Raw genomic sequence first — 22,416 nt, forward strand, 5'->3', positions numbered from 1 at the left:
TTGCTATACTTCCGATATTGCGTATTTTAGCCTTAGTTCAGATTAGAACGTATTAAACTCTCACTGAACCTGATTAAATTCTTCGATTAACTGCATCTGGCATTTTATGCCGGATGATTTTTTGTCTCTTTTTTCTATGCATATCTATAACTCTCTATCCCGTACGAAAGAGCCGTTCAAGACGGTTGAACCCAATAAGGTGCGCATGTATGTATGTGGGATGACAGTGTATGACTATTGCCATTTGGGTCATGCCCGGATGCTGGTCAGCTTTGATGTTGTGCAGCGCTGGTTGCGGGAAAAAGGATATGAAGTTACTTATGTTCGTAACATTACGGATATTGACGATAAAATCATCCGCAAGGCGGTAGCCACCAATAAAACCCTGGCCGACGTGACCGGTTTCTACACCAATGCCATGCATGCAGATGAAAGGGCATTGGGAGTCCAGGCGCCAGATCATGAGCCCCGTGCCACCTTGCATGTGCCGGGTATGCTGGAAATAATCCAGCAGTTGCAGGAAAAGGGCCTGGCTTATCAGTCTGATGACGGTGATGTTAATTTTGCCGTGCGTAAGTTTGAAGGCTATGGCAAATTGTCTGGCCGTTCCCTGGATGACATGCGTGCGGGTGAGCGGGTGGCCGTTTCCTCAAGCAAGCAAGATCCCCTTGATTTTGTATTGTGGAAATCCGCCAAGGAAGATGAGCCCGGTGACTCCAAGTGGGCGTCGCCTTATGGGTTCGGACGTCCAGGCTGGCATATCGAATGCTCGGCCATGAGTAAAGCGTTGCTGGGCCTGCCCCTTGATATCCATGGTGGCGGTCCTGATTTGAAATTCCCCCACCATGAAAATGAAATTGCCCAGACCGAAGGCGCTTATGGCGGCAGTCTGGCCAATGTCTGGATGCATTGCGGTCCTTTAATGGTGGATAACGACAAAATGTCGAAATCGCTGGGTAACTTCCGTACCATTCGCCAAACCGTAGGGGCCAGTGATGAGGCCGGCGAGTCGGCAGATTATGAATGGAACCCGCGTGAAGCCGAAATGTTGCGCTTTTTCATTGTGCGTAATCATTATCGCAGCCCGCAAAACTTCACCCCCGACAACCTTTTTGATGCCCAGGCGGCTATTGACCGTATTTACCAGACGCTTAATAACGTGGGTGTACAGGAAGCCGACATAGACTGGTCTTCCAGCTATGCAGTCGCTTTCAAGGCTGCCATGGACGATGATTTTAATACGGCGGTTGCCGTCTCGGTGCTGTTTGAAATGGCTACCGAAGCCAATCGTTTGCAGTCAAAAGAACTGGTGGGCCAGATCAAGGCACTGGGTGGCATTTTAGGGTTGCTGTCACACGATCCTGAAACCTATTTGCGTTCTATAACACGTTATACCCGCAAAAATCCTGGGGCTGCGGATGCTGACGTGCTTGCTGAAGACCAGATCAATACCATGGTTGAGCAACGTTCACAGGCCAAGAAAGACAAGGATTTTGCCTTGGCCGACCAGATTCGTAACACGCTTAAAGAAGCAGGGGTGGAACTGGAAGATAAACCGGGTGGGTTGACGCAATGGCGCAGGGTATAGGGGTAAAAAATGACACAAGTAATACCCGGACAGGCCTGTAAACCTGACTACTGGGATGAGGCGGTTAGTTATCTAATGAAACGGGATCGCATTCTTCGTAAAATCATTCCTGCTCATGATGGTGTCTGGCTGGCCAGTAACAAAACGCCTTTTGTTACTCTGGCGCGTGCCATTGTAGGGCAGCAGGTGTCTGTTAATACCGCCGAAGCGACCTGGAAAAAATTTACCACCTTATGTGGCAGTCGTCCTACACCGGTTAAAGTGCTGGAATACGATGTCGAGCAGCTTAGGGCTGCCGGTCTGGCCAAAAGAAAATCGGAATATATTCTGGATTTGGCCATGCATTTCAATGAAAAGAAGGTGCACCCGGCAAAATGGTCTAAAATGAGCGATGAAGAAATTATTGATGAACTGTGCAGCATTCGTGGCATTGGTCGTTGGACGGCAGAAATGTTTTTAATATTCAATTTGCATCGGCCAGACGTTTTACCGATTGATGACCCAAGACTGTTAAAAGCAATCTCAATGCATTATTTTAGCGGAGAGCCGGTATCCCGCTATGAAGCCAGAGAGGTGGCGCAAACGTGGCAACCCTGGCGTACGGTGGCAACGTGGTATTTATGGCGTAGCCAGGAATCCGTAGCCAATTAAGCCCACTTCCAGCAAGATTCATATTAAAATCAAAAACCATGAAATTTACATTTTTAGACTTTGAAAAACCCATTGCCGAGCTTGAACAGAAAATTGAGCAGCTGCGTCACGTCTCTTCTGATTCTGCAGTAGATATTTCAGAAGAAATCGGGCGTTTGCAGCAAAAAAGCGAAGCGCTTACAACCAATATTTATGCCAAGCTTACCCCTTGGCAAACAGCATTGGTGGCCCGTCATCCCCAGCGTCCCTATACGTTTGACTATGTTCGTGAAATTTTTACCGATTTCCACGAATTACACGGTGACCGGATGTTCAAGGATGACCAGGCCATTGTAGGCGGGCTGGCTCGCTTCAATGGCGAGGCCTGCATGGTTATCGGGCACCAAAAAGGGCGAGACACCAAAGAGCGTGCCAAGCGTAATTTTGGCATGCCACGTCCCGAAGGTTATCGCAAGGCCTTGCGTTTAATGCGCCTGGCTGAAAAATTCAATTTGCCGGTATTCACTTTTGTTGACACTCCAGGCGCCTATCCGGGCATCGATGCCGAAGAACGTGGCCAGTCAGAGGCCATTGGTCATAATCTGTATGCCATGGCTGAGCTTAAAGTGCCCATTATTGCCACGATTATCGGTGAGGGCGGTTCAGGAGGCGCTTTGGCCATTGCAGTAGGTGATGTGGTGCAAATGTTGCAATATTCCACCTACAGCGTCATTTCGCCCGAAGGGTGTGCTTCTATTTTATGGCGCAGTCCTGATAAGGCCCCCATTGCTGCCGAGGCCCTGTCCATCACGGCCAATCGTTTGCTTGAACTGGGCCTGATCGACCGGGTTGTGCCCGAGCCGGTAGGGGGTGCGCATCGCGATGTCACGGCTATGTCCCGTGCCTTGCGTCGTGCCTTAAGCGAAGCATTGCGACAGGTTGCCAATGTAGATCCCCAGGAACTTGTTAATAAACGTCTGGAACGCTTGCTGTCTTATGGCCGGGTCCAGGAATAAACAGCCCGGTCAACCAAAAGCGTCTTTTCTTAAAGACGCTTTTTTATCAGCCCCCCTGCATGCGTTTTTTCGGATGGCCAAACGCCAGCACATACCGGTGGTGGTGGTTGGCGTCAGTGGCGGGCCAGATTCGGCCATGTTGCTGGTGTATGCCACCCATATTGCCCGCCAATACCAGGTAAGGGTTCAGGGGGTGCACGTACACCATGGTTTGCAGGCCATTGCCGATCAATGGGTTTCGCATACGCTGGCGCTGGCTAAAATACTTCATGTGGATTGCAGTATTGAATACGTCAAGGTAGATGCCGCATCAGGCCTGGGCACAGAGGCAGCTGCACGAAACGCACGCTACCAGGCCTATGAGGATTTTGCGGCCAGAACCGGCATCCGGCATTTTTTGCTGGCCCACCATCTTTATGATCAGACTGAAACCGTTTTGCTACGCCTGTTGCGGGGTGCCGGCGTGCAGGGTATGGCGGCCATGGCGCCACATACACAAAGAGGTGAGCTGCATTTTTATCGTCCCTGGTTAGAGGTAAGCCGGCAGAACATTCTGGATGTCACCCAACAGTTTGCCCAGGAAACCGGCTGGCAAGCCGTGTACGACCCCACCAATACCGATCCCAAATATACTCGTGCTGCCGTACGGGAAATGCTGGTGCCCGCGCTAGATGAGCGCTGGCAGGGCTGGCGTAAAAACCTGGCTCGTCACAGTCGTTTAATGGCAGAAAACGCCCTGTTATTAAAAGATCTGGCGCAAATGGATTATGCGGGGCTGGAGTCCAGCACTGATAACCGCAGTTTTGCTTTAGGTAAATGGCGCGAGCTACCTGGGCATCGCCAAGCCAATCTGATGCGTTATTGGCTTGATCTGCAAAATATTGCCATGCCAACCGAAGCAAGACTTAGCGAGTGGATAAAGCAGTTGCGCCAACTTCACCAAATGGGATCTGACCGTAACCTGCGGCTAAAACATGGCAATCGTGAGATACGTGTGGTTAATGGCAGGGTTGTCATGGTCTCTGGCATACAGAAGGATTAAAATGAGCCTGGGCTTTTCGTTAAGTTAAATACGGTAGTCAGGTTTCATGCAATCATCTTTGTTCAAATCTTTTCCCCTTAATACGCTTGGCCGTGATTTTGCAGTGGGTGACATTCACGGCATGTATTCCCTGCTGGAAAAAAAGCTGGCCGCGGTTAATTTTAATCCACAAAAAGATCGCCTGTTTTCGGTAGGAGACTTGGTGAACCGGGGGCCAGAATCTTCCCGTGTCATGTCTTTTCTGGCACAGCCCTGGTTTCATGCCATCAAAGGCAATCATGAAGATATCGCCATCTGTTCGGCAACCGATCCAAATTATAGGGATTTGATGCTAAGAATTGGTGGTGCCTGGTTAATGGATAAACCCCAAAAAGAGCAAGCCCGGATTCGGCAGGCCTTTGCCGCCTTGCCTTTGGCCATAGAAGTGCAAACGCCGGCCGGAAAAATTGGCCTGGTTCATGCTGAATGTCCCTTGGATTCATGGGATGACATGGTTTTTCTTTTGAAAGCAGGCAAGCAAGATGCCTTACATCTGGAAGAGAAGTTGTGCTGGTCCAGAAGACGGTTTAAAGACCGGGATGAAACCCTCATACAGGGTGTACACGCCTTGATAGTTGGACATAACGTGGTTGAAGGCGTGCAGCTAATGGGCAATACCTATTACATTGAAACCGGCGCTTTCTTGCTGGATAGAGAGCATGGCATGACATTGCTGGAATTGGCAACATTGAAGCCGTTATGAGGCTTTGTGTTTATTGGTTTTGTCAGTTATGAAAATAATTAATAACTGATATTCATTGATCTCGACTGTGTAATATTTAATACTTATTCCATGGCATTAAAACAGGTAGAGAGACATGAACACAACAGAAAAAAATGCTGCAATACCAGAAAATTTTACCGGGCAATTGCTGAAGGGGAAATCAGCCATTGTTACCGGTTGTGCGGCAGAGGTGGGGATTGGTCGTGCAGTAGCTATTTTATTGGCTGCTCATGGGGCAAAAGTAGCGGTTGTTGATATTGATGGTGAGCGCGCTATTGAGCTTGCCCGTTCGCTTGGGCCGGAACATTTGGGTATTCAATGCGATATTACCAAAGAAAGTGACTGTAAGACAGTCGCTGATAAAACGCAAAATGCTTTTGGTGCCGTAGATGTGCTGGTTAATAATGCGGGGATCTTCGCAAAGAAACCATTCCTTGATATCAGTATAGAAGAGTTCGACAGGATCATGCATATCAATGCGCACGGTACTTTCCTGATGACTCGGGCAGTGCTTCCTATGATGTTGGCCCAAGGACGCGGCAATATGATTTTTGTTTCGTCCACGGCTGCCCAGCGTGGTGGTGGCGTTTATGGCAGCAGCCATTACATCGCTTCAAAAGGTGCAATGAGCGCTTTTGCCTTGGGTATTGCACGTGAATATGGTGCTCAGGGAATACGTTCCAATGTGTTGGCGCCCAATCTGATTAAAACAGACTCGGTATTGGACATGTCTTCCGAACAACGGGTAGCCATAGAAAAAAATGTGCCACTGCAGCGTTCTGGCAGCATCTGGGATGTAGCAGGTTCGGCCCTGTTTCTGGCATCAGATTTGTCAGCCTATATAACCGGCGCCACCGTTGATATCAATGGTGGATTTCATATCCGGTAAATTTTTTTAATACTTATGCAGTTTTGAAATTCTTAGGAGGAGTTTATGTCTATTGTCAGACTGGATCATTACAACATTGCACCCAAAGACATGGAAGCAACCGTGCAATTTTATGTTGATGTTATTGGATTAACCGTTGGATACCGACCTGATTTCGGTGTCCCGGGTTATTGGCTATATGCTGGAGATCGCTCTGTGCTTCATCTTTTGGGTAATGATGAAAGAAGTACCGGACCTACCGGTAGGGTTGATCATATCGCTTTTTGGGGTAAAGACGTTGGCAAGATGATTAAACGGCTGAAAAGCAAAAATGTGCCATATAAATTACGCACAATAGAGTCGGCCAAAATGCATCAGATTTTTGTAACGGATGTGGATGGCTTGTCTCTTGAAATAGGTTTTTCCAGTGATGAACCTGTGCCTGAAGGTTCGGGGCAAACGTTCGGTTTGTAATCTTGGCCGACAAGGGTCGGCAATGAAAATATTATAAAGTGAGACAAAGCAGATGAAGATGAACGACATTCCCGTTCAGGGACAGTTGCACCTGGAACATTTGTTCAAACCGGTGAGTTTAGGTAATGTTCAAGCCAGAAACCGGGTATCCCTGGTGGCCACATTAACCAATTACGCAGAAAACCATTTGATTACGCCTAAATGGACTTCGTTTCTGGTGGAGCGTGCCAAAGGGGGCGTGGGTACGCTGATTACCGAATTGATTGCCACTGATCCGGCAGCGCTTGCGCATGGCGGAATCGTGATTGGCTATGATGACCGTAACCAGGAAGGATTTAAACGCACGGCCGCCGAGGTCAGGGAGGCGGGAGGCCTGCTGCTTGGTCAGCTGTGGCATCCGGGTCGGCAGCAATTATGGGCGCCAGTGCGTTCACCCAAAGGTATTTCAGAAAAACCGGATGCATTTAGCTGGACAGTGCCGCATGTGATGTCAACCGGAGATCTGCGCGAGTTGATTAATCGTTTTGTGGAAGTTGCGCAGCGCTTGTATCGTGCCGGGTTTAATGGCGTAGAGCTGCATGGTGCGCACGGATATTTGCTGACCCAACTTTTGTCTCCCTGGTCCAATGATCGTGATGATGAGTTTGGTGGTTCGGTTGAGAACCGTACCCGTTTCATTCGTGAAATCGCACAGGGTATACGTGAAACATGTGGCGCGGACTTTATTGTTGGCTTGAAAATGCCGGGTGATGAAGGGGTGAGGCCAGGCATTGATCCCGAAGAGTCACGTAAAATCGCGGAACGGATTAATGTGGATAATTTGCTTGATTATCTGGCGATCAGTCAAGGTAACTTCAGTTTGAGTCTTGAAAACCATGTACCTGATATTTATTTCAATGAAGCGCACTTCAAGGATCTGGCGGCTGGATTGCGTCCCCATGTGAATCCTTTACCTTTAATGAGTGTAGGCAGGATTACTCGCCCTGAGTTGGCTGAACAGTTGATTGGTGATGGGGTTTGTGACATGGTGGGCTTGTCAAGAGCATTGATGGCTGATGCGAATTGGGTCAAAAAAGCAGAGCAGGGGCAATTTGATGATATCCGTCCTGCTACTTATTCAAATTTTTCCTGGGGAATGACACAGGCAGGTCAACCCATACTTGAAGAAAATAACCCTGAAATGGGAGAGTCGGGGGAATCCGGTTGGCAACCGGGTAAATCCAGCCAGCCAAAAAAAGTGTCAGTGGTTGGTTCTGGTCCGGCTGGACTTGAAGCTGCATGGGTGCTGGCGGCACGAGGCCATAAAGTGACGCTTTATGGGAAAAGTCATGTGGCAGGTGGCGCCTTACGCTTGATATCAACGCTGCCAACGCAGGTCCAGCAGAAAAAAATTATTGATTGGCAGGTGCGACAGGCAGAAAAATACGGCGTTGAGTTTCAGATGGGAGAGGAAGTCAAGACCGAGCATATTATTAAAGCTTCACCTGAGGTGGTTGTTTTGGCAACGGGTTCGGTACAAAGCACCCCTGAGGGCCTGGAAGGTAAAGGCCTGTCACTTAAAGAGGCCATGGAGCATGGCTTGACAATTCAAACTGGCAAAACCATCGTTCTTTATGACTTGGATCAGACAGCTGCTACCTATGCAGCAGCGGATAGTCTTTCCGAGCGGAATAAAGTAATTTTAGTTACGCCGCGCTCAGAGTTTGCCAAAGGTGTCAACTATTGCAGCCAGATTGGCGTTATGCGCAGACTATATGGCTCGGGTGTGACATTGATTCCTGCAACAGAAATTGTTGATTTCAAAGATTCAGCCATTGTGCTAAGGAATGTCTATACCGGTATAGAGCAAACTCATGAGAATGTTGATTATTTGTTGTGGTCTAGTCCCAGAAAAGCTAATTCAAGCTTAATCAGGGAGCTTGTTCGGGAAGGTATTCAGGCAACGTTGATTGGAGATTGCATGTCACCAAGAAACCTGTTGTGTGCCATCCATGAGGGCAGGGCTTTGGCTATGAGTCTGTAAGGGGCAACTGTTACGGCTTGATGGAAAGCATTTCATCAGTAGGGCGCCAGTAATCCGAGGCGGCAAGTTTCTTAACTTCCAGTTTTATAAGATCGGCAACAATTCTTGCTGCCCGGGTTGGTGTGCGTTGTGTGGATGTAGCCAAATGAATGGTTCTTGAGAATATCGGGTCAGTAATTCTTGAAACTTGAATTGTTTGGTTGAGCAGGTTTGTACGGATTGAGCCATAGGGAAGAATGGTGTGGCCAATGCCCGCTTCAACTCCCCTGATCAGGTTTTGAAGGCTGTCAATTTCTGCAATCGGAGTGAGATGAAAACCCAGTTTTCCGGTATAGGTATCAATTAACAGGCGCATTTTACTGTTTTGTCCCGTTAGCAGAAACGGCAGGTTTTTAAGTTCTTTTCCCCTGGTACTGATGGTTACTGTACTACCAGGTGGTGAAACCAGTAGCAGATCTTCTTTGGTGAGGTTTTCATGTGTAACGGTATCGTTTTTATAAATGTCAAATACAACAGCCATGTCAAGTCGGCCTGTATTCAGCCATTCATGGACATAACCGCTAATACCTTCAATTACCTGGATTTTGATCAAGGGGTATTGTTCACGCAAATGTTTCAACACAGGAATCGTAAGACTTGCCCCGATGGCCGAGGACAGTCCAATGCATACATTGCCTGCCGGATTGTTTTGCATGCCCTTGACTTCATCAATCGCTTCATTCAGCAAGCTGTCCAATTGTCTGGCATAGGAAAGGAATTTTTCACCTTCGGGCGTCAATTGGACTCCACGCCCATTCCGGTAAAGCAGACGCACACCAAGATCGGCTTCCAGTTCGATGACATATTTGCTTAGCAAAGATTGGGAAACGGATAAATGAACAGCTGCCCTGGAAAAATTATGATATTGGGCAATCAGGGTAAATGCCTGGATTTTTTTCAGATTCATGATAATTACGCGACAGGAGCGGGCATAAAAGCAGAGTCACCCAGTAGGACCCATGATATATGCAAAATGGAGGCATTCAAATAGGGAGGAAGCCGGATTTTTATTAATTTTATGATGGATTTTATAAAAAATAGCTTTAAAAATGCAAGAAACAGTTAATTTAAGGAGATTAAACATGTTTGGACCTGGATATTATGTGACGGCTCAACTTAAGACAAAAGAAGGGGTAAAGCCAGAGGTGTTGCGAGATGCATTGGAAGAACTGTGTGCAGAGAGTCTGAAAGAACCCGGATGTAGTGTTTTTTTCAGTTATCAGGACAGCGATAATCCTGCACATTTCGTTTTGTGGGAGCGTTTTGAGAACGAGGAGGCTTTTAAGGCGCATGAACAGGAAGTGCATACAAAAAAATATGGTGCACTTGGTCTGTCTGAAATAGTTAATGTCATACGTTCAAGCAAGGTTTTTGCCTGAAAATAAAGTGTATTGATTGAAAAAATTATTAAAATGATATTGGAGACAAATAATGAAATTGCTAAAAAAAGTTATTCTACCTGTTGCCTTGGGTGTTTTTTCGGTAAATGCCAGTGCGGAAAACACTTACCCGACCAAGCCGGTTTCTATGGTGGTTCCCTATTCTGCCGGACAGATTGATGTTTTTACACGTGCTTTGGCAAAGGGATTGTCTGAGGAATGGAAACAACCGCTTATTGTGGAAAATCGGGGAGGAGCGAATGAGGCGATTGGGTCCGAATATGTAACCAGGGCTGCTCCGGATGGATATACGATTCTTATTGCGACTGAGGCGGCCTATACCTTGAATCCGATGTTGTTCAAGAAAATGACGCATGATCCCGAAAAGCAACTGGCGCCAGTGACTATGGTTGCCAAAGCGCCATTTGTGGTAGTCGTGCCGGCATCTTCAAAAGCCAATACCATGCAAGAGTTTATTGCGATGGCCAAAGAAAGAAGCAAGACTGACCCGATCCGTTACGGCTCTTCAGGGGTTGGTGGTGTTAATCATTTACCTTATATTACCTTGTCAGCCCAACATAATCTTGAGATGATTCACGTGCCTTATAAAGGTGGTGCCGCCGTGTTGCAGGACGTGATGGCGGGGCATGTTGAAAGTGCAATGTTGGGCGCCGGTATTGTGTCGCAAAATCTGAAAAGCGGGCATATGAAAGCGCTGGCTGTTTCGGCTGATGAAAGGTTGAAAGAGTTGCCGGATGTACCTACTTTCAAGGAATTGGGCTTGCCGGATATTCAGGCTAATTATTATTTGGGATTGGCGGTGCCGACAGGTACGCCTCAAGCAGTTATCGATAAAATTGCGGAAACAACCAAAAAGGTTATTTTGACCAAAGAGTTTAAAAGTACCTATCTGGATCCCTTTGGTTTTACGGCGATAGGGTCAGGCCCCAAGGAGTTGGCTACCTATCAGCAAAAGGATAAAGCGATGCAATCTGTCCGGATTAAAGCGTCTGGCGTAAGGTTTGATTAGAACAGGCTCAAATAATAATAAGCCCTGTGTCAGGACAGATGAGTTGTTTTTGGCTGCTGTCCTGACATAGGTGATTTTGAAACTGGCCTGAGTTTAAGTCAGTTTTTCAGGCATTGCTGGCTGATTTTTGTAAAAACGTCATCCAGTTCTTTGCGCTCTGCACTTTGGTCATTGGTGGTAATCATCTTTTCGTAAAGTTTCATTTTTTCCAGCGGCAGTGCTTTCTCGGTTTCATTGGTGAAGCATTCACAGATGGTACGACCTTCTTCCTGGGTGTATTGGCCTGCGCTTGATGATGCGTAGCTGCTAATACATTGATTGGTCATGTTGGTCCTGACTTCTTCGGGGTAGGGCGTCAATTCAGTTTTTTTGTCACAGCCAGCCAATGCCGCTGCACTTGCTAATATCAGGCTTAATAGAATGTGTTTTTTTTGCATGATGACTCTTGTCGGGTTGTTTTAGACAAAAAGAGTGTAACTCATTGTTTATGTACAGACTATGTTTATGTGTGCGTTTGCTGGCAATTCAGGAGGTTTGTGTTATTGCCCAAAGAGGGGGGCATGGTTGTTGTGCTGCCTGGCTGCTTGCTGAATAGATATAGGCAGTAAAAAAGCCACTTCATAAGAAGTGGCTTTTTTGGGAATGCTGGTGCGCCCGGCAGGAATTGAACCCACGACCCCTTGGTTCGTAGCCAAGTACTCTAATCCAACTGAGCTACGGGCGCGTTTTTAAAGATTTTGGTGCGCCCGGCAGGAATTGAACCCACGACCCCTTGGTTCGTAGCCAAGTACTCTAATCCAACTGAGCTACGGGCGCATCTTTAAAGAAAGCTATTATGACTAATTTTTAAAGGATAAGCAAGAGATTTATTGGGGGGATAGAAAATAACAGGGAAAATACGGTTTTTTTGTATGGTTGTTGTTTTTTTGTTTTATTTTCACAACGAATTGAAAAAAACATTGTTAATTTCAGGCTCGCAGAAAAATTGGGCAAATATCGCACTATTGAACTGTTTTAGCGGTCATTCTTGTAAATGCCACGGGCGGCCCATACAATGACAGACAATCAAATGCACAAATACTTTTGTGCCGTATCAAACATTAATCCAAGAATCCAATAATAATGCAAATCCTTCCGTTGAAACAATTAAGATTGATGCTGGCTTTCCTGTTAACCGGTTTTATTCTTAGTCAGGCATATCGAACTGTTGGCGGTGTGCTTTCAGTTCCCCTCAAAAACGAATTTCAGCTTGATAATGAAACCTTAAGCAGTATTGTTGGTTCATTTCACGTTACTTTTGGCAGCCTGCAATTGCTGATTGGTATTTGGGTTGATTGTTTCGGTATTCGCAGAACAATTCTTTCTTTCGCCCCCTTCACTGTAATTGGTGCGGTGTTGTCGGGTATGGCCACTTCACCCGGGATGTTGCTGCTTGGGCAAATCTTGCTGGGTTTGGGGTGTGCGCCGGCATTTCTGGTTTGTATTGTGCTTATTTCCAGAAATTTTCCGGCCCAGAAGTTTGCACCCATGTATGGCATTGCGCTTGGTTTGGGCAGTATCGGGCTAATATTTACGTCTACCCCAGTGGCCATGATTAGTGATGCGTTTGGCTGGCGCGCCTGTTTTTATATTTTGGCGGTGGGCAGCTTCCTGTCGTGGCTGCTTATTTATTTTACGGTCAAGGATATTGACGATAGTGTTGATTTTTCTTTAAGTTTTAAGCAAAAAATGCTTAACGCCCTGCGTGCGGTCTCTGGTTATAAAGTACTGTTTAAAATGAGACACACCTGGGGTATTTTTTCGTTGCTGTTTGTCTGTTATGCCGCTTTTCTTACTCTGCGTGGCCTGTGGCTGGGGCCTTTGCTGGTAGAGCGTTTTGGGCAAAGTCTGGTGTTTGCCGGAAACCTGGCGCTGGTGCTTTCAATTATTTCCCTGTTCAGTCCTTCACTTTTTGGGCGCTTTGATCCGGGAAGCGGCAATCGTTATAAATTCCTGTGTTCTGTTCCGTGGGTAATGGTGGTTGGCTTTATTGTGCTGGCTTTCAGCTCTTCGCTGTGGGTAAGCGTGGCCTGTACCGTAGTGATTGCCATTGTAAACAGCTGCAGTGTTTGGCAAGTGGCTGATATCCGGGATATTTACCCCAAAGAAATGCAGGGAAGGGCCCTGGCTTTGGGCAATAGCGCTTTCTTTTTAGGGGTGTCATTCATGCAGTCCATCTCAGGAAATGCCCATGCCATATTGGCTATTAATGGTATGGATGTATTCGCCTCGGTCTTTTTTATGTGTGCAATTGTTATGACAGGCGGCATTGTCGGGTATATTCTGTTGCGAAGATAAATTCTGGCTTGAACAAAATAATCAGGAGACATTGTTTGTTATGCAGGTGCCATTATTAAATGCTTTACGAACCTTTACGGTATCGGCTCAACGGCTGAACTTTACCAAGGCGGCAGAAGATTTGCTGGTCTCTCCTTCGGCGGTCAGTCATCAAATCAAGATTCTTGAAGAGTATTTGGGCTGCAAGCTGTTTTTACGTAAAAACCGTTCTTTGGAGTTGACCGATCAAGGGTTATTTTTATTTAATCGCCTGCAACGGCCGTTTTATGAAATAAACCAGGCTTTAAGCGAATTGCGCATGCCGCATGGTAAAAGCCGTATCAATTTGTCGTTACGGCCATTTGTATCAAGCATGTGGTTCACCAGGCAATTGGGCAATTTGTGGTCCAAACACCCTGATATTGAAATTAATCTGATTCACAGTTTACAGGCTCCCGATTTTTTTCGGGATAACATTAATTTTGCCATTGTTTGGGGCAAGCAGGGTGATTGGCCGCATTTGAATACCTTGCGGATTATCCCAGGTAATCTTACGCCTGTGTGCTCGCCATCTTATTTGCAGAAGTACGGCAAAATTGAATCTGCGGTTGATGTAAACCAGCACATCCTGATTCATGAAGAAAACTATCTGGGTTGGCAGCAATGGCTTTTTAAAGCTACTGGGAAAGAGATGACGGCCACTAAAGGTTTTCATATTGATGATACCAATGTGAGAATGAATGCGGTGTTAAACGGTCAGGGTGTGATGCTGGGTTGTCCGGTATTGTTGCGTCCTTTAATTGAAAAAAAAGAAATAATCCAGTTGTTCGATGTGTATCTGGATGAATATGCCTATTTTCTGGCGTATCCCAAAGAAGCCAATTTAAGTCGGCAGGAACAGGATTTTATCGATTGGGTGGCCTCCATTGCGATTACGTAAAAATAGTAGTGTCTGATTTGACTCTTGACCGTACGCCTGCGAATTAGCAGGCGTTTTTGTTTTTCATGCCAGCATTTTTCCAAAAATAAAGAACGCCCTATAGGGACAATAAGCCCGAGGCTCAGTCTAGGGGTAAGTACGTACCTTAAAAAAATTCATCTATCCATCAAATTTGCTCAATTTTCAAAAGCGGCAATCTGTCGCATGATTAACTCCAATCGAACAAGAAACCATTTAATGGTGTTTACATAACCTCAAAGGAGACACTGAGATGAATAGAGCTGTACGTTCGCCAATTGCTATCGAAGAATTTGACTCAAGTTATTTTGAGCAGGAAACTGATGAAGTATATGCCTTGCCACCCGCATGCTTCACATCCGAAGCGTTTTTCCAGTTTGAACTGAATGCCGTATGGAAAAAACAATGGTTCTGTGTGGGACGAGCCAGTGATATTCCCAAGGCCGGTGACTTCTTTACCTTTGATGTGGGTGATGATGCTCTGTTTGCCATCCGTACCCGCGAGGGCAAGATCAATGTGCTGTCAAATGTATGCCGCCATCGCAATATGCTGTTGCTGGAAGGTGCGGGCAATGTACGTCGTATCAGCTGCCCATTGCACGCCTGGGTATACAACATGGAAGGCGAGCTGGTGTCTGCACCGGGTTTGACCGATTCCGGTGCCGATTTCGACCCCAAGAGCGTTTGCCTGCCAAAAATACGTGCCGAGGTATGGGAAGGCTTTATTTTCATTAACTATGATGCCTTGGCGCCCGATTTGCATACCCGTCTGGGTAATCTTGGCCAGCAGCTGGCTAACTATCGCATGGCTGACCTGAAATCCTCAGAACCATTGAAGATGGAAAGCTTCGACTGGAACTGGAAAATTTTCAATGATGAATGCTATCACTGCAGTTTCCTGCACGCATCATCCTGGGGGGCGATGTATGAAACCAATCCGGATAGGGTTGATGAGAGCGTGGCTTTTAATGATGTGCCCAATGGTATCGTGTCTTACAACTTGATTTCCACACATATTGATGCAGCGCCCACCAATACTGGTTCCATTTTGCAGCCAGCCATGACAGGCCTGACCGATGAAGAGCGCTCACAGCTGTCATACATCACTGTCGCGCCTAACCTCTTGCTGGTGGCCATGCCCGATAAAGTGAAGTATTTCATGTGGCTGCCAAAGAGTGCCACTCAATCAACCTATGGCGTGTCATGGATGTATCCGCAATCTACCCTGGAGCGTGCAGATCACAAAGAAAAATTTGACCAAGAGCACGATGACCTGTACCCGGTAATGATTGAAGATCTGTTCGCCTGGCGTCGTTCACATATGGGCATGAAATCCAATTTTGCATCACGTGGCCGCTTGACCAATGAAGAACTGGTCATCAAACGCTTGCAAAACTGGTTGATTGATCAGTACCGAGCCGAAGACCTGAGCGTAGAAGAAGAAAGTCGTGTATTACCTATCAAAGCGGTTGCTTAAGATCAAGAGGTGGCATGATGCAGCAAATATTGCAAACACGCGTATTGAAGAAAACCAGGTTGTCAGAACGGGTAGTGGGTGTAACGCTTGGCCTGGATAATGGTACCGCGTTACCAGCCTGGGAGCCAGGTGCGCATATTGAACTTGAACTGGCCGCGTCGCAGATAGAGCCTTTGTATCGTCAGTATTCGCTTTGTGGCCAGCAGGACAATACCCATGAATGGCAAATAGCGGTTCTCAAAGACGAGGCTAGTCGTGGCGGCTCGGTTTTCATTCATGATGTGTTGCAGGAAGGTGATGTAGTGCCGGTAAGCATACCGAAAAATCACTTTCCATTTGCGGCTAATAAAAAGTGTTTTTTTATTGCCGGTGGGATTGGTATTACTCCGATAATGCCCATGGTGAAGGCCGCTGCTGCGGCCGGCCTGGACTGGCAGTTGCTGTATCTGGCTAGAAATACGGCTGATTTTATTTTTCTTGAAGATCTGCGGCAACTGGACGGTTCACGTATTAAAGCCCATGCCTCGGATTTGGATGGTCAGTTTGATTTGCAGAAAACCTTGCTGGCACTGGATGGGCAAACAACGGTGTACTCATGCGGGCCTCAAGGGTTGCTGAATGCACTTGAACAGTATCAGGATGAACAGACATATATTGGCTGGAAACTGGTGCTAGAGCGTTTTGCTATTGAGGCCGATGCAAGCACCTTAACCGGTAACAGTTTTACCGTGACGTTGCAAAAATCGGGAAAAACCATCACGGTTGCAAGTGATGAAACCATTCTGTCTGCCCTGAAGCGAGAAGGGATCAAGGTCAAGTGTTCATGTCAGAACGGCACTTGTGGCACATGTGAAACCGTCGTGATTTCAGGCCTGCCCGAGCACAGGGATTTTGTGTTGTCTGAAGAAGAACGGGAATTGAACGAAACCATGATGATTTGCGTATCACGTGCCAAATCGGCTGAATTGGTGTTGGATTTATAACAATAAACAGGAGCAGGAATAATGAAGAAGATCGTGGTAACAGGCGGTTCGGGCCGTGTAGGCTCGTATGTGGTGCAGCAGTTGATGAAAACCATGCATGTGGTGGTGGCTGACTTGAAACCCAGCCAGCACGCAGTGGAGTTTATTGAAACCGATGTGATGGATCTGGAAGCGGTAAGGGCGGCAACTAAAGATGCCGATGCCGTGATTCACCTGGCAGCGATTGATTTTGACTGGAAGGCGCCCGAAGAACAATACATTAATGTGAATGTGCGTGGTACCTGGCATGTGTTGCAGGCCTGCCGTGACAATGGCGTTAAAAAAGTGGTGCTGTGTTCCAGTATTTCCGCCTGCGGCCTGTCCGAGATGCGTGCTGACTGGAAACCGCAATATTTGCCCGTTGATGAAGCACATGAAAACAAGCCTTATCAGGCTTACAGCGTGAGCAAAATCATGATGGAGCAGATGGCAAAAAGCTTTAGCGATGCCACCGATATGGAAATCATCTGTTTGCGTCCATTGGCAGTCGTGTTGCCAGAAACCATCGAAGAGTACATCAAGTTTGTGGATGCAGAAAACCGCAACTGGCTGTTTTACTACATTTGGGCAGCCGATCTGGCTCGTGCCTTTGAGGCGGCGGTGAATTTGCAGGGTTTGCGTTACGGTGTGTTTTTCATCAGTGCCGATGACACCTCACACCCATTGCCAACAAGCGAGTGGTATCAAAATATCATCGGTACCATACCTGAAATTAAAAACCCACGCTGGTATCAGGATAATCCACGTGCTTCCATTTTCAGCAGCAGTGCGGCAAAAGAGATTTTAGGCTGGCAACCCAGCACTGATTTCAATCAATTGCGTGAAGCGTACGCGGTGGCAGAAAGCGCTGTTTAACAGTTCAAGTTTAATTTATTAAAAATTCAAGGAAGGAGATTTATCATGACAGGCATTAAAACAGGTACTTTAGACTGGACTGGCGATAACCCGTTTATTTATTTGAAAACCGATCCTGCTCAGGAGTGGTCTTCCTTATCTCTGTACTTCCGTATTGCGAGCTCGGCTTATGGTAGTGGCCAGGCCATTCTAGTCTTGGATAATCCCTATGAAGAGGGAAATGACGATGATACCCGTTTGTTGATCACCAATAATAAACCGCTGGCAGAATATCTTGTTCGTGATTTCGTGCGTTACTTTGGTCTGTTTCGCAAGGCGATGGCCCTGGATAAACTGAAAATCATTGATGACGGTGTGTTCCATACCGTGAACCGTTTCCCTGACATTGTGGCGGAAACGGTGGAATCGGGTAGTGCCGGTGTGAAAGTCGAGATGCAATGGCATCAAATGGAACAGCAGGCGATCTGCGTTGATTTGCCACAAAGCCAAACCCAAACCCAGAAACACGAAATGATGTGTGTATTTCATCCGGCACAAAGTGCACGGGTATTGATTAACGGTGTTCCTTTGCAGGGCAGCACGATTGAACGTGACTTTAATGGTACGCGTGCGCAATCGGCCAGCCTGGCCAATAGTGAAACCTGGGTACGCGTAGCGTAAGGAGGCTTATATGGTTCAGCATGTAAACAACACCGCATTGCAAATGGTGGTACCGCTATGGACAGGGGTAAGGCAATTACAGCAGATTTTACCGCGGCAAAGTCGCCTGGTTTTACATGCCGGGCCACCTTTTCGTGACGTATCCGAGTTGCCACAGGCCATTCTTAATTCGGTTCTGGTTGGTATTCAGTATGAAAACTGGGCGCCCAATAAAGTTGCTGCGCAGACACTGCTGGAAGAGGGGGGCGTACAGCTGGCACCGGCACAGGATTATGGCGTGCTCGTACCGCTGGCCGGTGTCGTGACTCCCTCCATGTATATGCTTGAAGTCAGCGATGGTAATCAGCCTGTAAACAAAAAATACTCGGTCCTGAATGAAGGCATGATTTGGTGTACCCGTCTGGGTATTGATGCCGAGGAAATGGTGCCACACCTGCGTTGGCTTCATCAGGATCTAGGGGCCAAGCTGGCAGCTGGTTTTGGTGGTAATGTTGACTTGGCGCCTATTTTGCAAGTCTCTTTGCTCAATGGTGATGATGGTCATGCCCGCACCATGTATGCTTCACGTTTGCTGGCCGATATCATTGTGTCATGGGGCATTAATGATGAGCAAAGCAAGACCTTCCTGTATGGTGCCATGGCATGGGCGTTGAACTACTGGATGGCGGCCAGTGCCCTTATTCTGGCTACACAGAAACAGCCTGACGGCGTTGATGCCATCGTGAAAGTAGGCGGTAACGGCTTGCGTTTCGGCTTGCAGCTGGCAAGCTCGCAGAGCTGGCTGGTTGTTGATGCACCTGTTATTCAGGGCAATAAAGAGACTGGTAAAGAGCAGGTACAGGCATTAGGCACCCTGGGTGACAGTGCGGTGGTGGATTTTGTTGGGCTAGGGGGGCAATGCCTGGATCTGGCGGGTTTAAGTGCCAAAAATCTGCAAGGCTTTTTGCCAGAAGATTACCTCACACGCCAAAGCCGTTTCCTGAAGACAAAACCACCATTTCTGGCAGGGCGTGCAGGCATTACCAATTTCAACAGTGTCATTGAAAGCAATACCGGGCCACTGGTGCTGCTGGGCATGATTGATGGCAGTGGTCGGCATGGACGCATTGGTGGCGGGGTTGCTACGGTGGATGCCGCATTATTGCAAGCCTTGAAGGAGTGGCAAGATGAAACGACAATGGTTTAAGCTACCCCTGCACCAATTGCTGCAGGCACTGAATGCGGGTGAAGCCAACTTGCCGGAAGTGGTGACATCTTTCTATGAGCGCACCGCTAAACGTGATGGACAAATTGGTGCGTGGCAATACTTGATTGATCAGGAAGACTACCTGGCTGAATATGAAAGTCGCCGTGAGTTTTACGATGCGTCACCCTTGAAAGGCTTGCCATTTGCAGTCAAAGATGTGATTGACACGGCAGATATTCCAACCACCATGGGCTCTGTTATTCACCAGGATCGCATCCCCGATATGGACGCTTCATGTGTAACTGCCATGAAGGCGGCGGGTGGTATTCTAATGGGTAAAACGGTCACGACCGAATTTGCCTATTTTCAGGCGGGTAAAACCAATAACCCGCATGACCCCGAGCGTACGCCAGGAGGCTCATCCAGTGGTTCGGCGGCAGCGGTTGCCGATTATATGGTACCGATTGCCTTCGGTACCCAAACGGCTGCTTCGGTCATCAGGCCAGCTTCGTATTGCGGTTGTGTGGGCTATGTGGGCAGCAAGAATGAATTCTCTTTGCGTAATATCCAACCCCTGGCGCAATCACTGGATTCCCTGGGCATCATTAGCAATGATGTGCTGGATACCGTACTGGTACGTAATATATTGCTGCATAAGTCTTTGGAGCCGATGCCGCAGGCAAGCCCGTTACCCTATACTTTTGGGGTTTTTACCGGTGAGGTTTTAGGGCCAGTGCAAGACAAGATGCTGGAAACCCTGGCGGGGTGTCAGCAAGAACTGGCAGAAAAGGGGCACCGGCAGGTGGATTTTCCTTTGCAGGAAACTATTGCCGAATTAACCACATTGCACGGGCAAGTCATGGCTTTTGAAGTCGCCCGTAACCTGGAATACGAGCAGCAGCATGAAACGCTTGGCAGTCATATGCAAGCGTTGATTGGTACCGGTCTGGCTTTCCCTTACAGCGATTATATTGCTGCCTTACAGAAAGCGGATGCCATGAAACAAACGCTACTCCAATGGTTTGACAAGAGTGGGGCAGACTTTATTCTGGCACCGGCGGCACCGGGCGTGGCACCTTATAAAACCGAAGGAACGGGGACACCATTCATGAGCCGTGCCTGGCAGCTTGCCGGTTTGCCGGTGGTGTCTTTACCCTTGGGTTACTACCAGAAAATGCCGATGGGTTTGCAGCTGATAGGCAAGCCCCATCAGGATGACTTGCTGTTGTTACAGGCAAGGCAATTGCAGCAGCTGTTTTTGAATGAGCATGCTGCGGTGGCTGTGTAGTTTTAAGAGTGTTGTTTTTGTTTTAAATTTAAAACGTTCTGTTTTTGCAGGGCGTTTTTTTTATGGGTTCTGCAGCTACTCAACCGGGTATGAGTGCCGTAATGGTGTTCCTCGTTCCCATGCGCGTGGGAATGCATACAGGCAACAGTATCAATGTCTGGTTTCTTCTGTGGAAGCGGATTTATCTTTCAGGTTTGCTCCGACGCCGCTTCGCGCCGAAGTCGCTGCACCTGAAAGATAAATCCGCTTTTTGTGGTTCGGAACAGACTCTCAGTGACGAATTTTTTCTTGTAAAGGTCAAAATTAGCAATGAGCGCACTCCTGCGGGCGCAGATCCGTAAGCAATGGATGGACGGACGCCCCACCCCGTGACAGCATAAATATGCGAAAGCGAAGGTGTTATGCAATCACTTCAACTAAAAAAGGCGTCTATCATGAAGATTGCAACTATTGGTGTTGATCTGGCAAAAAAAGTATTTCAATTTCACGGTGTGAATGCGCATGGCAAGATAGTGCTAAAAAATCAGGCGTGATCAGATGGCGAGTTTTTCGTAAATCTACCAACGTGCCTGATTGGCATGGAAGCATGATTAATCAAATGATATTGTAGCTTACGATGGGCTGTACTGCGCGCGAGGCGAGGTCGAGAACCGCATCAAGGAGGCGCAACTCGGTCTGTTTGGTACTCGCGCCAGTTGTCATCGGTTTGCGACCAATCAGTTCCGGCTACCACTGGCCGCGTTTGCCTATACGTTAATGCAGCGTCTGCGTGAGGCAGTTCTCAAAAGCATTGAGCTTGGTGATGAAATATGCGGATTAGTTCTTTTCAGGCAGCCAAGGTTGGGGTCAGACAGATTTATGGCGACCAAACCCTGAAACGAGACAGTGGAGGAGGTCGCCTTCGTTATTTTTTATATGGCTGCGTACAGCAACAGCCTTGCTTTGGTTGTAGTTTTTCTTCTCATAAAAAAGAGAAAAGCTTGTAATGCTGCAAGGCTAAGATCATTTCTTGTGAATTGTTATTAATCGTTAATATACTGAGATAACTCCAGAGCGACAGGTTCTTTTTTTTCATAATGTTATATAGTGATACAGATAAAATCTATTCTCGGAGGGGAAGTGACTATTTTTGAACAACAACCGTTTGGTGATGCAGAGTTTGTGGATAATCCGCAAGCGCGATGCCCCTGCATTCTGCTTCTTGATGTTTCTGCATCTATGTCGGGCGCGCCCATCGAGCAGTTGAATGAGGGACTGCGCTATCTCCAAGAAGAAATCCAGAGCGATAGTCTTGCCGCCAAGCGCGTTGAATTTGCCATCGTGACCTTCGGTCCAGTCAGTACGGAAATGGACTTTACGAGTGCTACCGATTTCTTCCCGCCTCATCTTGTTACGCAAGGCAACACTCCCATGGGTGAGGCCGTTGAAACGGCTTTACGTATGCTGCGCGAGCGTAAGGATCGCTACCGAGCCAATGGTGTCAGCTTTTATCGCCCGTGGGTCTTTCTTATTACCGATGGCGCACCTACAGACGATTGGAGACACGCAGCTCAGCAGATACGGGAGGGCGAAGCGTCGAAGGCTTTTATGTTCTACGCAATTGGAGTTGAAGGCGCAGACTTGGGAACTCTCGCGCAAATCTCTGTCCGCCAGCCTCTCAAACTTAAGGGGCTCCAGTTCAAAGAATTTTTCCAATGGCTTTCTAATTCGCTGGGTGCGATGTCCAGATCCAATCCGGATGATCAGGTTCCGCTTGTAAATCCCATAGCGCCAGAAGGTTGGGCAACTGCCGGATAAGTCTT

At 47.4% G+C, this 22,416-nt stretch carries 22 protein-coding genes, 2 tRNA genes and 2 pseudogenes; 22 read left to right on the top strand and 4 right to left on the bottom strand.

All coding sequences use genetic code 11. The features are described 5' to 3' along the window. Window positions 1-136: 136 nt before the first annotated feature. The 8 genes from cysS (at window position 137) to JHL22_RS00490 (ending at window position 8,404) form a co-directional block, all read left to right on the top strand. Window positions 137-1,588 carry a cysteine--tRNA ligase gene (cysS, locus tag JHL22_RS00455; protein WP_200233129.1) on the top strand — a complete coding sequence of 484 codons (1,452 nt, stop codon included), beginning with the start codon at window positions 137-139 and terminating at the stop codon, window positions 1,586-1,588. Between the two features lie 9 nt (window positions 1,589-1,597). Further along, the gene (locus JHL22_RS00460; RefSeq protein WP_200232685.1) at window positions 1,598-2,239 is read left to right on the top strand and encodes a DNA-3-methyladenine glycosylase family protein; all 642 of its coding nucleotides are present in this window, start codon (window positions 1,598-1,600) and stop codon (window positions 2,237-2,239) included. A 38-nt stretch (window positions 2,240-2,277) separates the two neighbouring features. Then, window positions 2,278-3,234, top strand: coding sequence for an acetyl-CoA carboxylase carboxyltransferase subunit alpha (locus JHL22_RS00465; RefSeq protein WP_200232686.1), 957 nt, complete (start codon window positions 2,278-2,280; stop codon window positions 3,232-3,234). After that, the gene (gene tilS, locus JHL22_RS00470) at window positions 3,215-4,276 is read left to right on the top strand and encodes a tRNA lysidine(34) synthetase TilS (RefSeq protein ID WP_234041023.1); all 1,062 of its coding nucleotides are present in this window, start codon (window positions 3,215-3,217) and stop codon (window positions 4,274-4,276) included. Before JHL22_RS00465 ends, tilS begins: the two co-directional genes overlap by 20 nt. Before the next feature lie 46 nt (window positions 4,277-4,322). After that, the gene (locus tag JHL22_RS00475) at window positions 4,323-5,018 is read left to right on the top strand and encodes a metallophosphoesterase (RefSeq protein ID WP_200232687.1); all 696 of its coding nucleotides are present in this window, start codon (window positions 4,323-4,325) and stop codon (window positions 5,016-5,018) included. Between the two features lie 115 nt (window positions 5,019-5,133). Beyond that, complete coding sequence (locus JHL22_RS00480) at window positions 5,134-5,928, top strand: SDR family NAD(P)-dependent oxidoreductase (RefSeq protein ID WP_200232688.1); 795 nt, start codon at window positions 5,134-5,136, stop codon at window positions 5,926-5,928. A 45-nt stretch (window positions 5,929-5,973) separates the two neighbouring features. Continuing rightward, complete coding sequence (locus tag JHL22_RS00485; protein WP_200232690.1) at window positions 5,974-6,381, top strand: VOC family protein; 408 nt, start codon at window positions 5,974-5,976, stop codon at window positions 6,379-6,381. 58 nt (window positions 6,382-6,439) lie between these two features. After that, window positions 6,440-8,404: an oxidoreductase gene (locus JHL22_RS00490; protein ID WP_200232692.1), complete on the top strand. Its 1,965-nt coding sequence runs from the start codon at window positions 6,440-6,442 to the stop codon at window positions 8,402-8,404. A gap of 10 nt (window positions 8,405-8,414) precedes the next feature. Here the strand turns inward: JHL22_RS00490 and JHL22_RS00495 are convergent, their stop codons facing one another. After that, complete coding sequence (locus JHL22_RS00495; protein WP_200232693.1) at window positions 8,415-9,350, bottom strand: LysR family transcriptional regulator; 936 nt, start codon at window positions 9,348-9,350, stop codon at window positions 8,415-8,417. 175 nt (window positions 9,351-9,525) lie between these two features. Here JHL22_RS00495 and JHL22_RS00500 point away from each other — a divergent pair, with 175 nt between their 5' ends. Then, a complete protein-coding gene (locus tag JHL22_RS00500) occupies window positions 9,526-9,822 on the top strand; it encodes a putative quinol monooxygenase (protein WP_200232695.1) in 297 nt (98 codons plus the stop codon). Window positions 9,823-9,874: 52 nt separating this feature from the next. Further along, the gene (locus JHL22_RS00505; protein ID WP_200232697.1) at window positions 9,875-10,852 is read left to right on the top strand and encodes a Bug family tripartite tricarboxylate transporter substrate binding protein; all 978 of its coding nucleotides are present in this window, start codon (window positions 9,875-9,877) and stop codon (window positions 10,850-10,852) included. A gap of 98 nt (window positions 10,853-10,950) precedes the next feature. On the opposite strand, the gene JHL22_RS00510 is transcribed toward JHL22_RS00505, so the two are convergent. The 3 genes from JHL22_RS00510 to JHL22_RS00520 form a co-directional block, all read right to left on the bottom strand. Beyond that, window positions 10,951-11,289, bottom strand: coding sequence for a hypothetical protein (locus JHL22_RS00510; protein ID WP_200232698.1), 339 nt, complete (start codon window positions 11,287-11,289; stop codon window positions 10,951-10,953). Window positions 11,290-11,498: 209 nt separating this feature from the next. Continuing rightward, a tRNA-Arg gene (locus JHL22_RS00515) sits at window positions 11,499-11,576 on the bottom strand. Window positions 11,577-11,590: 14 nt separating this feature from the next. After that, a tRNA-Arg gene (locus JHL22_RS00520) sits at window positions 11,591-11,668 on the bottom strand. Window positions 11,669-11,974: 306 nt separating this feature from the next. Between JHL22_RS00520 and JHL22_RS00525 the strand changes: the two genes are divergently transcribed. From JHL22_RS00525 to JHL22_RS00575, 12 genes and pseudogenes are all read left to right on the top strand, one after another. Continuing rightward, window positions 11,975-13,189 carry an MFS transporter gene (locus tag JHL22_RS00525; protein WP_200232699.1) on the top strand — a complete coding sequence of 405 codons (1,215 nt, stop codon included), beginning with the start codon at window positions 11,975-11,977 and terminating at the stop codon, window positions 13,187-13,189. 40 nt (window positions 13,190-13,229) lie between these two features. Then, window positions 13,230-14,108, top strand: a complete 879-nt coding sequence (locus tag JHL22_RS00530; RefSeq protein ID WP_200232700.1) for a LysR family transcriptional regulator — start codon at window positions 13,230-13,232, stop codon at window positions 14,106-14,108. Window positions 14,109-14,379: 271 nt separating this feature from the next. Beyond that, window positions 14,380-15,603, top strand: a complete 1,224-nt coding sequence (locus tag JHL22_RS00535; protein ID WP_200232701.1) for an aromatic ring-hydroxylating oxygenase subunit alpha — start codon at window positions 14,380-14,382, stop codon at window positions 15,601-15,603. Between the two features lie 14 nt (window positions 15,604-15,617). Next, complete coding sequence (locus JHL22_RS00540) at window positions 15,618-16,586, top strand: PDR/VanB family oxidoreductase (protein WP_234041024.1); 969 nt, start codon at window positions 15,618-15,620, stop codon at window positions 16,584-16,586. 21 nt (window positions 16,587-16,607) lie between these two features. Beyond that, a complete protein-coding gene (locus JHL22_RS00545) occupies window positions 16,608-17,480 on the top strand; it encodes an NAD-dependent epimerase/dehydratase family protein (RefSeq protein WP_200232703.1) in 873 nt (290 codons plus the stop codon). Between the two features lie 45 nt (window positions 17,481-17,525). Beyond that, window positions 17,526-18,140 (top strand): NAD-dependent dehydratase, encoded by a 615-nt coding sequence (locus JHL22_RS00550; RefSeq protein ID WP_200232704.1) that lies wholly within the window; start codon window positions 17,526-17,528, stop codon window positions 18,138-18,140. A gap of 10 nt (window positions 18,141-18,150) precedes the next feature. Further along, window positions 18,151-19,326 (top strand): oxamate carbamoyltransferase subunit AllG family protein, encoded by a 1,176-nt coding sequence (locus JHL22_RS00555; RefSeq protein ID WP_200232705.1) that lies wholly within the window; start codon window positions 18,151-18,153, stop codon window positions 19,324-19,326. After that, a complete protein-coding gene (locus JHL22_RS00560; RefSeq protein ID WP_200232706.1) occupies window positions 19,307-20,614 on the top strand; it encodes an amidase in 1,308 nt (435 codons plus the stop codon). The genes JHL22_RS00555 and JHL22_RS00560 overlap by 20 nt, the downstream gene beginning before the upstream one ends. 62 nt (window positions 20,615-20,676) lie before the next feature. Beyond that, entirely contained in the window at window positions 20,677-20,955 is a 279-nt protein-coding gene (locus JHL22_RS00565; RefSeq protein ID WP_200232707.1) for a hypothetical protein, read from the top strand. Window positions 20,956-21,048: 93 nt separating this feature from the next. After that, window positions 21,049-21,201: pseudogene (locus JHL22_RS16165) on the top strand (IS110 family transposase); the annotation flags it as partial. Window positions 21,202-21,226: 25 nt separating this feature from the next. Further along, window positions 21,227-21,386: pseudogene (locus tag JHL22_RS16170) on the top strand (transposase); the annotation flags it as partial. A 347-nt stretch (window positions 21,387-21,733) separates the two neighbouring features. Beyond that, a complete protein-coding gene (locus JHL22_RS00575; protein WP_329610611.1) occupies window positions 21,734-22,411 on the top strand; it encodes a vWA domain-containing protein in 678 nt (225 codons plus the stop codon). The last annotated feature ends 5 nt before the right edge of the window (window positions 22,412-22,416 follow it).

Source organism: Advenella mandrilli (assembly GCF_016595155.1).
GTDB lineage: Bacteria > Pseudomonadota > Gammaproteobacteria > Burkholderiales > Burkholderiaceae_B > Advenella > Advenella mandrilli.

Coding starts and splice junctions, on each gene's coding strand:
- cysS (WP_200233129.1), top strand. CDS start 137: ATGCATATCTATAACTCTCTATCCCGTACGAAAGAGCCGTTCAAGACG.
- JHL22_RS00460 (WP_200232685.1), top strand. CDS start 1,598: ATGACACAAGTAATACCCGGACAGGCCTGTAAACCTGACTACTGGGAT.
- JHL22_RS00465 (WP_200232686.1), top strand. CDS start 2,278: ATGAAATTTACATTTTTAGACTTTGAAAAACCCATTGCCGAGCTTGAA.
- tilS (WP_234041023.1), top strand. CDS start 3,215: ATGGCCGGGTCCAGGAATAAACAGCCCGGTCAACCAAAAGCGTCTTTT.
- JHL22_RS00475 (WP_200232687.1), top strand. CDS start 4,323: ATGCAATCATCTTTGTTCAAATCTTTTCCCCTTAATACGCTTGGCCGT.
- JHL22_RS00480 (WP_200232688.1), top strand. CDS start 5,134: ATGAACACAACAGAAAAAAATGCTGCAATACCAGAAAATTTTACCGGG.
- JHL22_RS00485 (WP_200232690.1), top strand. CDS start 5,974: ATGTCTATTGTCAGACTGGATCATTACAACATTGCACCCAAAGACATG.
- JHL22_RS00490 (WP_200232692.1), top strand. CDS start 6,440: ATGAACGACATTCCCGTTCAGGGACAGTTGCACCTGGAACATTTGTTC.
- JHL22_RS00495 (WP_200232693.1), bottom strand. CDS start 9,350: ATGAATCTGAAAAAAATCCAGGCATTTACCCTGATTGCCCAATATCAT.
- JHL22_RS00500 (WP_200232695.1), top strand. CDS start 9,526: ATGTTTGGACCTGGATATTATGTGACGGCTCAACTTAAGACAAAAGAA.
- JHL22_RS00505 (WP_200232697.1), top strand. CDS start 9,875: ATGAAATTGCTAAAAAAAGTTATTCTACCTGTTGCCTTGGGTGTTTTT.
- JHL22_RS00510 (WP_200232698.1), bottom strand. CDS start 11,289: ATGCAAAAAAAACACATTCTATTAAGCCTGATATTAGCAAGTGCAGCG.
- JHL22_RS00525 (WP_200232699.1), top strand. CDS start 11,975: ATGCAAATCCTTCCGTTGAAACAATTAAGATTGATGCTGGCTTTCCTG.
- JHL22_RS00530 (WP_200232700.1), top strand. CDS start 13,230: ATGCAGGTGCCATTATTAAATGCTTTACGAACCTTTACGGTATCGGCT.
- JHL22_RS00535 (WP_200232701.1), top strand. CDS start 14,380: ATGAATAGAGCTGTACGTTCGCCAATTGCTATCGAAGAATTTGACTCA.
- JHL22_RS00540 (WP_234041024.1), top strand. CDS start 15,618: ATGATGCAGCAAATATTGCAAACACGCGTATTGAAGAAAACCAGGTTG.
- JHL22_RS00545 (WP_200232703.1), top strand. CDS start 16,608: ATGAAGAAGATCGTGGTAACAGGCGGTTCGGGCCGTGTAGGCTCGTAT.
- JHL22_RS00550 (WP_200232704.1), top strand. CDS start 17,526: ATGACAGGCATTAAAACAGGTACTTTAGACTGGACTGGCGATAACCCG.
- JHL22_RS00555 (WP_200232705.1), top strand. CDS start 18,151: ATGGTTCAGCATGTAAACAACACCGCATTGCAAATGGTGGTACCGCTA.
- JHL22_RS00560 (WP_200232706.1), top strand. CDS start 19,307: ATGAAACGACAATGGTTTAAGCTACCCCTGCACCAATTGCTGCAGGCA.
- JHL22_RS00565 (WP_200232707.1), top strand. CDS start 20,677: ATGGGTTCTGCAGCTACTCAACCGGGTATGAGTGCCGTAATGGTGTTC.